The following is an 11,656-nucleotide window of genomic DNA, read 5'->3' on the forward strand; positions in this document are numbered from 1 at the left end:
CGCCACCCCCTCCAGCCCTCTCTCGCTCTCCCAACCGTTCTCCCACACTCTGATGTTGTGCACTTTATTGACCGCAGTCATCAGCGCGCATACATTCACGGGCACCCTTCCCCTGCCCAAGGGAGCCCGCGATGTCCCAACACACCAAACAACTGCGGCGAGTTGCCCTCTCCGGGCTGCTCGGGACCGCCGTCGAGTTCTACGACTTCCTCGTCTACGGCACCGTCGCCGCGGTCGCCTTCGGTGAGCTGTTCTTCCCCGGCGCCGACCCGGCCGTCGGCACCATCGCCGCGTTCGGCACCCTCGCCGCCGGCTACGTCGCCCGCCCCCTCGGCGGGATCGTCTTCGGGCACTTCGGCGATCGGCTGGGACGCAAGTCGATGCTGCTGCTCACGATGGGCCTGATGGGCGGCGCCAGCTTCCTCATCGGGCTGCTGCCGACGTACGACACCGTAGGTGTCTGGGCGCCGCTGCTGCTGATCACGCTGCGCGTCGTGCAGGGCATCGCCATCGGTGGTGAGTGGGGCGGCGCCACGCTGATGGTCGTCGAGCACGCGGGGGCGCGACGGCGTGGACTGTGGTCCAGTTTCACGCAGTTGGGGGCGCCACTGGGCTCGCTGCTCTCCGCGGCCGTCGTCGCCCTCGTCGTCTCGCTTCCTAAAGAAGAGTTCATGTCCTGGGGTTGGCGGGTGCCGTTCCTGGTGAGTGTGGTGCTGCTCGGCGTCGGCCTCTTCGTACGGCTGAAGGTCGTCGAGAGCCCGCTGTTCGCCGAGGTGAAGCAGGAGCGCGGCACGGCGCGCCTGCCGATCGTCGACGTGCTGCGCCGCCCGCGCCCCGTCGTCCTGGCCTGCTGCGTCGGCATCGGCGCCTTCACCGCGCAGTCCCTGCTGACCAGTTACCTCATCTCGTACGCCACCGACATCGGATACGCGCGCTCGCAGGCGCTGACCGCGCTCACGGTCTCCTCTTCGGTCGCGCTCGTCGTGCTGCCCTGCGCCTCGGTGCTCTCCGACCGGATCGGCCGCCGGCCGGTCGTCCTCGCCGGCGCCCTCGTCTCCGCGGCGCTCGCCTTCCCCGTCCTCGCGCTCGTCGACTCCAAGTCGCCCGGCCTGCTGATCCTCGCCGTGGTCCTGGGGCACGGGGTCGCCCAGTCCATGATGTACGGCCCGCTGGGCGCCCTGTTCAGCGAGATGTTCGGCACGCGCGTGCGCTACACGGGCGCCTCGCTCGGCTACCAGGGCGCCACCCTGGTCGGCGCCGGCTTCTCCCCCATGATCGCCGGCGCCCTGGTGGCGGGGAGCGGCGACAGCACGCCGATCGCCCTGCTGCTGTGCGGCGGTTCGCTGATCACCGCGGTCTCGCTCTGGTTCGTCCGCGAGACCGGCAAGGACGCCCTCGTGCACGCCACCGAACACCCCACCGCCCTCACCAAGGAGGCCTCCGCGTGAAGAAGCCCGGTCCCCGGACACGTATCGCCTGCGCCGTCGCCGTCGTACTGGCCGCCACCGCGCTGCCCGCCCCGGCCGTCGCGGCGGCGCCGGACAGCAGACACGTGGAGGGCAGCCTGCCCTCGGGCGCGACGTACGTCATGGACGTCCCCACGGCGTGGAACGGAACGGTCCTGCTCTTCAGCCACGGCTACAACGACGTCGGTGCGCCCAACCCCGCCGAGGACGCCCCGGACGACGCCACCAAGTCCCTTCTCCTGAAGCAGGGTTACGCCCTGGCCGGCTCCTCCTACGCCTCCGCCGGCTGGGCGCTGCCGGGCGCGGTCGACGACCAACTGGCCACCCTGTCCGCGTTCATCGACCGGTTCGGCTCCGCCGGGCGCACCGTCGCCTGGGGGCGCTCGTACGGCGGGATGGTCACCACCGCGATCGCCGAGCGGCACCCGGAGCGCATCGACGGATCGCTGTCCCTGTGCGGCCTCGTGCACGGCGGCGTCGCCAACTGGAACAACACGCTGGACCCCGTGTTCGCCCTCAAGACGCTCCTCACGCCGGGCTCCGACGTGCCGCTGGTCGACCTGCCGGACCAGGAGACGGCCACGCGCGCGGCGGACACCATGGTCGCCGCGGTCGACAAGGCGCAGACGTCCCCCGAAGGACGCGCCCGCATCGCGCTCGCCGCCGCCCTGCACAACATCCCCGGCTGGAACCAGGAGGCGCAGCCCCGGCCCGGCGCCACCGACTGGGACGCCCAACAGGCCAACCAGTACGACGCCGTCAAGGGCCTGCTCAAGATCGCCGCCTTCAACCGGCGCCAGGAGTCCGAGACCCGGTCCGGCGGCAACACGTCCTGGAACACCGGCGTCGACTACGCGAAGCTGCTCGCGCAGTCCTCCGTAAGTAAGGAAGTCACCGAGCTGTACCGCAAGTCGGGGCTCTCCCTGCGCGACGATCTCGCCACGCTGGGCCGCGCCCCTCGCATCGGCGCCGACCCGGACGCGGTGTCCTGGATGCGCCGCACCAGCACGTTCTCCGGCAAGCTCACGAAGCCCCAGTTCGACGTGCACACCACCGGCGACCCGCTCGTGCCCGTGCAGACCGAGAGCGCGCTGCGCCGCGCCGTCACGGCCGCCGGAGCCTCCTCCCAGCTGCGGCAGGCCTACACCGACAACGCCGGGCACTGCACGTTCAGCGCCGCGGAGCAGGTCGCGGCGCTGCACACCCTGGAGGACCGGATCGACACGGGGAAGTGGCACGGAACCGACGCGGACTCCCTCAACGCGGCTGCCGCGGAAGCGAATGCGACCGACCCCTCGCGGTACATCACGTACCGGCCCACCCCCTATCTGCGACCGTACGACCGCGCACACCCCGCTGATGGCCAGTGACCGGGTCCGGCCGCCCGCCGCGCTGTCGGTGGGCGGCCGTACGCTTTCCACCGTGGCGTACGACAATGACGACCTGACCGGCTCCGCGGCGGACGGCGCCCAGCCGCGCCCGCAGTCGCTCCTGCTCGCCTTCTTCGGCAACCATGTGCTGGCGGAAGGGGACTTGTATGTGTACTCGGGCAGCATCATCGAGGTCCTCGGCCGCGTGGGGGTCGGCGAGCCGGCGGTCCGGTCGACGCTGAGCCGGATGGTCAACCGGGGCCTGTTGCAGCGCCGGCGCGAGGGCCGCCGCATGCACTTCGGGCTTACGGAGCAGGCGAAGCGGGTGCTGGACGACGGCGGCGCCCGCATCTGGAAGCAGGGCGCGGTCAACGACGAGTGGGACGGCACCTGGACGCTGCTCGCCTTCTCGCTCCCCGACGCCTGGAAGCGTCAGCGCCACGAGCTGCGTTCGCGCCTCGCCTGGTCCGGGTTCGGCGCCCTGTACAGCGGGTTGTGGATCGCGCCGGGGCAGGTCGACGTGTCGGCGGTGGTCGCGGAGCTGGGGCTCGCCAAGCACGTCAAGGTCTTCCACGGGGAGGCGGGGGTGGCCACGGACATCGAGGAGATGATCCGTGACACGTGGGACCTGGAGAGCGTCGCGGCCCGGTACCGGGCCTTCGACAGCAGATGGGGCGACGCGCCCGCGGCGGGAGCCGACGACCCGCTCGGTACCCGGTTGCTGCTGGTCAGCGAGTGGCTCGACACCATCCGCGCCGATCCCCGGCTGCCGGCCGGGCACCTCCCGCGCGACTGGCCGGCCCGCTCCGCCCAGGAGACGTTCCACCGCATCGCCGAACAAACCGAGGCGCCCGCGCGGGAAATGGCCCGCGAACTGCTCCAGACGACGACGGTGCGATGACAGGATCACCCTGAGGCCATCCTGAGGAGGTGCCGGTGTTCGCACGGGGCAGGCGGTTCTTCGCGGTGGCCGTGGCCGCGGTCTGCATGGTGCTCATCGGCCCGAGCACACCAAGCGGCGCGCTCGTCTCCGAGCCGCTCCCGCTGCCCGTCGGCGCCGCGAAGGACATCGTGCCGGGCCGCGTCATGACGTGGAACATCTGCAACCCCTGCGGCAGCGCCCAGAACCTCGGCAGGGCGGCCGACATCGCGACGTACGCGCCGCAGGTCGTCGGCCTGCAGGAGGCGTGTGTGCGGGACGTCGAGGAGATCCGCGCCTACCTGAAGACCTTCTACGGTCTGACGTACCGGGTCGAGTACGGCTCGGTGCTGCGCAACTGGGGCCGCTGCGGGGGACTTCCGTGGCGGGCGGGCGGCTACGGCCAGGCGATCCTCTCCGCGGCACCGATGACCGACCCCGTCACCGTCGAGTATCCGGACGGCGGTTCCGAGGACCGCGGCTACCTGGCCGTCACCACCTCGGTGGGCGGCCGCCCCGTCCGCGTCTTCAACACCCATCTCGCGCAGCGGGAGCAGGAGTCGTTCCGCGAGAAGCAGGTCTCCGTCTTCGCCAAGGCGGTCGCCCGCCACGAACGCACCATCGTGCTGGGCGACTTCAACGCCGTGCCGGACGCTCCCGAACTCGCCCCGATGTGGTCACTGGCCACGGACGCGGACCCCCGCTGCCGCCCCGCGGCCGGCACCGACTGCGGGACGACCACGGACTGGTACAGCAAGTTCGACTACATCTTCCTGCGCGGCTTCGACGCGCGAACGCATGCGGTGCACCCCAGCGAGTACTCGGACCACCACTCGTTCCGGGCGGACCTGGAAAACGTGGAGCCATAGGGGTCGCGGCCGTCACCCCTTCTTGCGCAGCACCTCCCCCACGTTCTCCTCCCGCCACCGGCGGAGCAGTTCGTGGAAGGCGACCGCGCCGTGCGGGTAGGAGTTGGGGCCGTTGGGGCGGCCGCGGCCCTCGCGGTTGTAGTAGCCGGGGGTGCACTCGGCGTGGAACCACTCGTGGTCGGGGGAGCCCTGGGCGCAGGTCGCGCGCCAGGCGTCGACGGCCTCGGGGGTCGGCTCCAGGACGGCGTCGGCCTTCTCGGCGGCGGCGACGAGGGCCGCGGCGTGCGCGGCCTGTTCGTCCAGGATGTGGCTGAAGTTGACGCTGGAGGCGTTCTGCATCGGGCCCAGCTGGATCAGGTTGGGAAAGCCGGCGCTGGTGAAGCCGTGCAAGGTGCGTGGGCCGAACCGGCTGAGCGCGTCGAGGAGTTGGAGGCCGTCGCGGCCCGTCACCGGCAGCTTTCCCGAGGTGACTCCGGAGACACCGACGGAGAACCCGGTCGCGAAGACCAGGCAGTCGATCTCGTACTCCACCCCGCCGACGACGACACCGCGCTCCGTCATGCGCTCGATGCCGTGGGTCTCCGCGGTGTCCACGAGCGTGACGTTGTCGCGGTTGAAGGCGGGCAGGTACAGGTCGGAGAACGTGGGCCGCTTGCAGGCGTAGCGGTACCAGGGCTTGAGGGCCTCGGCGGTGGCCGGGTCCGTGACCTCGGCGGCGACCCGGTCGCGGATCTCGTTCATCGTGGCGTGGTCGGCGGCCTCGTACGCGGCCTCGAAGTCCGGTTCGCCGTCGCGACGGAAGCTGGGCAGGAGCTTTTCGAGGAGTGCCGCCGACTCGGTCCAGCGGTCGGCGACCAGGTCCCGCTCGGCGTCCTCGCCGGAGACGATCCGCAGGAAGTTCTCGCGGCGCTCGTGCGCCCAGCCTGGCCGGTCCGCGCCGATGTCCTGCGGCGTCATGCGCCGGTTTCCCCGCACGTCCACGGCGGAGGGCGTGCGCTGGAAGACGTACAACTGCCGGGCGTCCTCGGCCAGTTCGGGGATGGCCTGGACGCCGGTGGCTCCCGTGCCCACGACGCCGACCCGCTTGTCGGCGAGGCCCGTCATGCCGCCATCGGGTCCGCCGCCGGTGTAGCCGTAGTCCCAGCGCGAGGTGTGGAAGGTGTGTCCCTTGAAGTCCTCGATGCCGGGGATGCCGGGGAGCTTGGGCTCGGAGAGGGTGCCGGTGGCGGTGACGACGTACGTGGCCCGGAACTCGTCGCCCCTGTCCGTCGTGACCACCCATTGGTGGGCGCCGCCGTCCCAGGCCAGGGCGGTCACCGCGGTCGAGAAGAGGGCGTCCTCGTACAGGTTGAAGCGCTCGGCGATGCGTACCGCGTGGCGCCGGATCTCGTCGCCGGGCGCGTACTTCCACTCGGGTACGTAGCCGGTCTCGTCCAGCATCGGCAGGTAGACGTGCGACTCGATGTCGCAGTGGATGCCGGGGTAGCGGTTCCAGTACCAGGTGCCGCCGAAGTCGCCGCCCTGCTCGATCACCCGCACCTTCTCCAGGCCCTGCTGCCGCATCCGCGCGCCCGCCAGGATCCCACCGAACCCGCCGCCGACAACCGCGACGTCCACCACGTCGCGCAGCGGCTCGCGCTCGGCGACCTCGCCCGCGTACGGGTCGGCGGCGAAGTAGCCGAACTCCGCGGTGGTGGAACGGTATTGGGCCGCGCCGTCGGGGCGGACGCGGCGCTCGCGCTCGATGCGGTAGCGCTCGCGCAGCTCCGCCGTCTCCTGTGGGGTGGGGGGCGTGGCGCACTGCGGCAGGGTCATGCGGCGGCTTCCTCTCGTGGGGGGACATGCGAAGTCGCCCCACGCTGGGGCTTCCGCACGGTCACAGGTACGGTAACCCAACAACCGGACAACACTGTCCGGTAGGGTCCGGTGCACCCCACCCGGCCCCACGACGTGACGCGACACGACTCAACGCGACCCGACTCGACGCGAAAGGCCCGCGATGTCGAACCTCACCCCCACCTCCCCACTGCGCGACTGGCTCGCGAACCCCGCCGCGGGGCAGATCCTGCGCGGCATGCTGGCCTCCCAGGGGCAGAGCGAGGAAGCCCTGGCCCCCGCCCTCGGCCTGCCGCTGGAGCAGCTCGTCAAGATGTCCGGCGGCAAGTTCCCCGCGGAGCTGGTCGGTGTGCTGGTCACCGCCGCCGAGACCGGTGAGATACCCGAGGGCCTGCCCACCGCTCCCCCGGCCGCGCACGCCACCGCCGCGGACCCGGGCATCGAGATCGGCGCCCCCGAGCAGTGGACCGAGCAGGTCACCTCCGGCCGCTTCTCCGGCCAGACCGTCGTCGTCACCGGCGCCGCCTCCGGCATCGGCAGGGCCGTCGCCTCGCGTGTCGTACGCGAGGGCGGCCGGGTCGTCGCCGTCGACGTGTCGGGCGACAAACTGGCCGATCTGGCCACCGAGTTGGGCGAGGCCCTCGTGCCGGTCGCCGCTGACATCACCGAGCCCACGTCCGCCGACACCGTGCTCGCCGCGGCGGGCGGCCGCGTGGACGCGCTCGCGAACGTCGCGGGCGTGATGGACAACGACGCCGCCGTGCACGAGGTCGACGACAAGATCTGGGAGCGCGTCATGCGCATCAACGTCGACGGGCCGATGCTGCTGATGCGCGCCGTGGTGCCCGGAATGCTCGCGGCGGGCGGCGGCCGGATCGTGAACATCGTGTCCGAGGCGGCGCTGCGCGGCTCGGCGGCCGGCGCCGCGTACACGACCTCGAAGCACGCCCTCGTGGGCCTGACGAAGTCCTCGGCGTACCAGTACGCGGGCACGGGCGTGCAGGTCAACGCGGTGGCGCCGGGCGCCGTCGCCACGGGGATCCAGGTCCCGGAGGGCGCGCCGTACGGCTCCGCCCGCACCGCGAAGATGCGCGTGGCGATCCCCGGTCTCGCGATGGCGGAGGAGCTGGCCGCCTCCGTCACGTTCCTGCTCAGCAAGGACGCGGTGAACCTCAACGGGGTCATTCTGCCGTCGGACGGCGGCTGGTCGGTGGCCTGAACCCGACAGCCGACCGACGTACGACGAAGACTTACGACGAAGAAGGCAGGACACCCATGACCACGCACCTCGCGCCCCGCACCCTCGTGGGTCTCGCAGCCGTCGGCCTCCTCGCTCTGACCGCCTGCGGCACGCAGACCGCCACCGCCGAGAAGTCGGGACCGGCCTCCTCCACCGAGGGCCGCACCATCCGCGCCACCCAGGTCTCCCACGTCACCGACGTCCACGAGGCGACCGGGATGACGCTCCTCGAGGGCCCCATCCTCGTCAAGGACGACGAGCTGTACGTCGTGGACGTCACCGCGCCGCCCGGCGACCCCAAGCTCCTCTCCGTGGACCTCAAGACCGGCAAGCACAAGGGCGTCTACACCGACAAGACCGGCGCGTACACCTCCGCGCAGATCAGCCCGCACGACGGCCGCGTGTATCTGACGGAGTACCAGAGCGGTGACATCGTCAGCCTCGCTCGGGACGGCTCGGACCCGCGCACGTTCTTCTCCGGCAAGGTCGACGGATCCACCATGAACCCCGACGACATCGCCTTCGACGACGACGGAAATCTGTACGTCAGCGATCTGCACGGCATGAAGACGGGCGAGGCCGAGGGCCGCATCGTACGGATCGACCGCGACGGCAAGAAGTCCACCGTCCTCGCCGACAAGCTGGCCCACCCCAACGGGGTCATGTTCGACCCCGAGCAGAAGGGCCTGTGGATCAGCGAGCTGGCCAAGGACACCATCTCGTACCTGCTGCTCGACGCCGACAAGACGGCGGTGACCAACCGGCACGAGGCCATCCACGTCGACGGCGGCCTTGCGCAGACCGACTCCATCGCCCGTGGACGCCAAGGGCAATCTGTACCAGGCGCTGCACGGCCGGCCCGCCATGGCCGTCTTCAGCAAGTACGGGGAGCGCCTCGGCACGGTGGAGGTGCCCGCGAAGGAGGCCGAGGGGCTGCAATCGGCGACCAATATCGCCATCACGCGGGGCGGCACGGACGCCTACATGACGGTCAGCGGCCCGAAGGGCGGGTACGTCTACAAGTTCTCGGCGCTGGCCAAGGGCATCCGCCTGTCCAACGGCGGCTGACGGTCAGCTGTCGCCGAGGTCGACTCGGCGGCTGACAGTCAGTCGTCGCCGAGCTCGACGGAGCGCAGCGGCCCCACCTCGACGCCGAGCAGCCCCCAGGCCGCGAGCGCCAGGCGTTCGCGCTCGGCGAGGGTGGGTCCCGCGACGGCGCCGGAGACCATCGCGATGGCGAGCATCAGCTCGTCGGCGGACAGACCGCGCCCGGCGGACGGACAGCGGCCGAGGACGCCGCGCACCCGCGCGGACAGTTCCCGGCCCTGCTCGTCGTCCCCGCGCACCCGCAGCAGATCGACGAAGGCGGTGGAGCGTGTGATGTGCCAAGTGACCACGCCGAGAACGGACTTGAGGTTCGCGTCCGGCTCGGCGGCGGCCGCCTCGATCTGCCGTACGTTCTCGTCGAGCACGGCCGAGGCCAGCGCGACCCGGTCGGCGAAGTGCCGGTACAGACTGCCCTGCCCGACCCCGGCCAGGCGCGCGACGGAGGACAGCGGCGCGTTCAGCCCCTGCTCGGCGAAGACCTCGCGGGCGGCGGCGATGAGGGCGGCCCGGTTGCGGGCCGCGACGCGGCGTCCCTGGTTCGCCGGGCGGGCCTGATCGGGGTCGGAGGGGTTCGTCACCTTGGCAGCGTAATGCAGCGCAATACCGGCCCCACTCGCATAACTGGCTTCATCCATATCAACGAGGAGAAAACTCATGCCCAAGCCCGTGGTCGTCGTCATCGGTGTCGGCGGGATGGGGCGGGAGATCGCCCGCCGGCAGGGCTCCGGGGCCCGCCTCGTACTGGCCGACTTCGACGCCGAGTCGCTGGCGTCGGTGGCCGAGGGGCTGACGGCCGACGGCTACGACGTCACGCCGCTGCGGGTCGACGTCGCCGAGCGCACCTCCGTCGCGGAGCTGGCCGCGACCGCCGCGCGGCTCGGCCCGGTCACGCAGGTCGCGCACACCGCGGGCCTGTCCCCGGTGCAGGCCCCGACCGCGGCCGTGCTGGCCGTGGACCTGCTGGGGGTCGCCCTGGTCCTGGAGGAGTTCGGCGCGGTGATCGCCGAGGGCGGCGCGGGTGTGGTGATCGCGTCGATGGCCGGGCACCTGGCCCCGCTGCCGCCCGAGGTCGAGGCCGCGCTGCGCTCCACGCCCACCGACGCGCTGCTCGACCTGCCGTTCCTGCGGCCGGACGCGCTGGCCGACCCCGGCGCCGCCTACGCCTTCGCGAAGCGCGCCAACCATCTGCGGGTACAGGCCGCCTCCCGCGCGTGGGGCGCGCGCGGGGCCCGCGTCAACACGATCAGCCCCGGCGTGATCTCCACCGCGATGGGCCGCGCGGAGCTGGCCGGCGAGTCCGGCGACCAAATACGGGCCATGATCGAGAGCTCGGGCACGGGCCGCGCCGGCACCCCGAACGACATCACGGAGGCGGCGGCGTTCCTGCTCTCCCCCGCGGCGTCCTTCGTCACGGGAACCGACCTGCTGGTCGACGGCGGAGCGGTGGCCGCGGCGCGCTCGACGGCGGGGCGGGGCGACTCGGCGTCCTGAAGCGGCGGGGACGGGCCCCACCCCCGCGTGGCCGACCAGGCGCTCTGGACGGGATGACGGCGGAGCGGGACGCTCTTGGGCGGAACAACGCCCGTCCGCCGAAGGGGCCCCACCGTGCCCGACCAGCAGATACTCGTCCTCGACCCCAACAGCCCCGACCACCACGCCGAGCACCGGGCGTTACGGGAGCGCGGGCCGGCCACGCTCGTCGACATCCTCGGGGTGACCGCCTGGTCGGTCTCCGATCCCGCGCTCCTCAAGCAGCTGCTCACCAGCCCGCACGTGTCCAAGAACGCCCGCGCCCACTGGCCGGCCTTCGCCGAGACGGTCGCCACCTGGCCGCTGGCGCTGTGGGTGGCCGTCGACAACATGTTCACCGCCTACGGCAGCGACCACCGCCGGCTGCGCCGCATGATCGCCCCCACCTTCTCGGCCCGCCGCATCACCGCGATGCAGGCCGACATCGAGGCACTCGTCACCGGCATCCTCGACGGCCTCGACGAACTCCCCGACGGTGAAGTGGTCGACCTGCGCGAGCAGTTGGCGTACCCGCTGCCGATCGCCGTCGTCAGCCGGCTGATGGGCGTGCCGGGCAGCCAGCGGGCCCAGTTCCGCACCATGGTGGACGGGATCTTCGCCACCACCCTCACCGCCGAGGAGGCCGCCAAGAACACGGCCGCCGTCTACCAGCTCCTCGACGAGCTGATCGATTCCAAGCGCGCCGACCCGGCCGACGACATGACCTCGCTCCTCATCGCCACCCGCGACGACGAGGGCGACGGCAGCACCATGAGCGACGCGGAACTGCGCGACACCCTGCTGTTGATGATCAGCGCGGGCTACGAGACGACCGTCAATCTCATCGACCAGGCGGTCACCTCGCTGCTCGCCGACCCGGCCCAACTCGCCCATATCCGCACAGGACGCTGCACCTGGCAGGACGTCGTCGAGGAGACACTGCGGCACGAGCCGGCCGTGAAGCACCTCCCCCTGCGCTACGCGCTCCAGGACATCCCGCTGCCCGACGGGCAGACCATCCGCGCCGGTGAGGCCATCCTCGCGTCCTACGCCGCCGCCAACCGCCACCCGGACCTGCACGGCGACACCGCCGACGAGTTCGACGCCACCCGTCCCACCAAGGAGCATCTCGCCTTCGGGCACGGCGTCCACTTCTGCCTCGGCGCCCCGCTCGCCCGCCTGGAGGTGACCACCGCGCTGCGGCTGCTCTTCGAGCGCTTCCCGCACCTGCAACTCGCGGTACCGGTCGAGGAACTGGCCCCGTACCCCACCCTGATCAGCAACGGGCACGTGTCGCTGCCCGTGCGCCTGCGGCCGGACGACGACGCGCGGCACTGACG

The 11,656-nt window shown here is 71.7% G+C and carries 9 protein-coding genes and 1 pseudogene; 8 read left to right on the forward strand and 2 right to left on the reverse strand.

Going from position 1 to position 11,656, the window contains the following annotated elements; all coding sequences use genetic code 11:
- Positions 1 to 131 precede the first annotated feature (131 nt).
- The 4 genes from OHA73_RS06105 to OHA73_RS06120 are packed head-to-tail and all read left to right on the forward strand — an operon-like array spanning position 132 to position 4,624.
- Positions 132 to 1,448, forward strand: a complete 1,317-nt coding sequence (locus tag OHA73_RS06105; protein WP_327654411.1) for an MFS transporter — start codon at positions 132 to 134, stop codon at positions 1,446 to 1,448.
- Positions 1,445 to 2,836, forward strand: coding sequence for a prolyl oligopeptidase family serine peptidase (locus tag OHA73_RS06110; protein ID WP_327654412.1), 1,392 nt, complete (start codon positions 1,445 to 1,447; stop codon positions 2,834 to 2,836). Before OHA73_RS06105 ends, OHA73_RS06110 begins: the two co-directional genes overlap by 4 nt.
- Before the next feature lie 52 nt (positions 2,837 to 2,888).
- Positions 2,889 to 3,737, forward strand: coding sequence for a PaaX family transcriptional regulator (locus OHA73_RS06115; protein ID WP_266716601.1), 849 nt, complete (start codon positions 2,889 to 2,891; stop codon positions 3,735 to 3,737).
- A 35-nt stretch (positions 3,738 to 3,772) separates the two neighbouring features.
- Positions 3,773 to 4,624: an endonuclease/exonuclease/phosphatase family protein gene (locus OHA73_RS06120; RefSeq protein ID WP_443063037.1), complete on the forward strand. Its 852-nt coding sequence runs from the start codon at positions 3,773 to 3,775 to the stop codon at positions 4,622 to 4,624.
- Positions 4,625 to 4,636: 12 nt separating this feature from the next.
- Here the strand turns inward: OHA73_RS06120 and OHA73_RS06125 are convergent, their stop codons facing one another.
- Positions 4,637 to 6,439 carry a flavin-containing monooxygenase gene (locus OHA73_RS06125; RefSeq protein WP_327654413.1) on the reverse strand — a complete coding sequence of 601 codons (1,803 nt, stop codon included), beginning with the start codon at positions 6,437 to 6,439 and terminating at the stop codon, positions 4,637 to 4,639.
- 184 nt (positions 6,440 to 6,623) lie between these two features.
- Here OHA73_RS06125 and OHA73_RS06130 point away from each other — a divergent pair, with 184 nt between their 5' ends.
- Together OHA73_RS06130 and OHA73_RS06135 are read left to right on the forward strand one after the other, a co-directional pair.
- Positions 6,624 to 7,679 carry an SDR family NAD(P)-dependent oxidoreductase gene (locus OHA73_RS06130; protein WP_327654414.1) on the forward strand — a complete coding sequence of 352 codons (1,056 nt, stop codon included), beginning with the start codon at positions 6,624 to 6,626 and terminating at the stop codon, positions 7,677 to 7,679.
- A 56-nt stretch (positions 7,680 to 7,735) separates the two neighbouring features.
- Positions 7,736 to 8,768 (forward strand): annotated as a pseudogene (locus OHA73_RS06135) (SMP-30/gluconolactonase/LRE family protein).
- Between the two features lie 38 nt (positions 8,769 to 8,806).
- Here the strand turns inward: OHA73_RS06135 and OHA73_RS06140 are convergent.
- Positions 8,807 to 9,385 carry a helix-turn-helix domain-containing protein gene (locus tag OHA73_RS06140; RefSeq protein WP_327654415.1) on the reverse strand — a complete coding sequence of 193 codons (579 nt, stop codon included), beginning with the start codon at positions 9,383 to 9,385 and terminating at the stop codon, positions 8,807 to 8,809.
- 76 nt (positions 9,386 to 9,461) lie between these two features.
- Between OHA73_RS06140 and OHA73_RS06145 the strand changes: the two genes are divergently transcribed.
- Both OHA73_RS06145 and OHA73_RS06150 read left to right on the forward strand, forming a co-directional pair.
- Entirely contained in the window at positions 9,462 to 10,298 is an 837-nt protein-coding gene (locus tag OHA73_RS06145) for an SDR family oxidoreductase (RefSeq protein ID WP_327654416.1), read from the forward strand.
- A 114-nt stretch (positions 10,299 to 10,412) separates the two neighbouring features.
- Positions 10,413 to 11,654, forward strand: a complete 1,242-nt coding sequence (locus OHA73_RS06150; protein WP_327654417.1) for a cytochrome P450 family protein — start codon at positions 10,413 to 10,415, stop codon at positions 11,652 to 11,654.
- Positions 11,655 to 11,656: the final 2 nt, after the last annotated feature.

The sequence above is a fragment of the Streptomyces sp. NBC_00483 genome, assembly GCF_036013745.1.
GTDB lineage: Bacteria > Actinomycetota > Actinomycetes > Streptomycetales > Streptomycetaceae > Streptomyces.

Excerpts from the sequence above, each read along its gene's own strand:
- OHA73_RS06105 (WP_327654411.1), top strand. The coding sequence starts at position 132 with ATGTCCCAACACACCAAACAACTGCGGCGAGTTGCCCTCTCCGGGCTG.
- OHA73_RS06125 (WP_327654413.1), bottom strand. The coding sequence starts at position 6,439 with ATGACCCTGCCGCAGTGCGCCACGCCCCCCACCCCACAGGAGACGGCG.
- OHA73_RS06130 (WP_327654414.1), top strand. The coding sequence starts at position 6,624 with ATGTCGAACCTCACCCCCACCTCCCCACTGCGCGACTGGCTCGCGAAC.
- OHA73_RS06145 (WP_327654416.1), top strand. The coding sequence starts at position 9,462 with ATGCCCAAGCCCGTGGTCGTCGTCATCGGTGTCGGCGGGATGGGGCGG.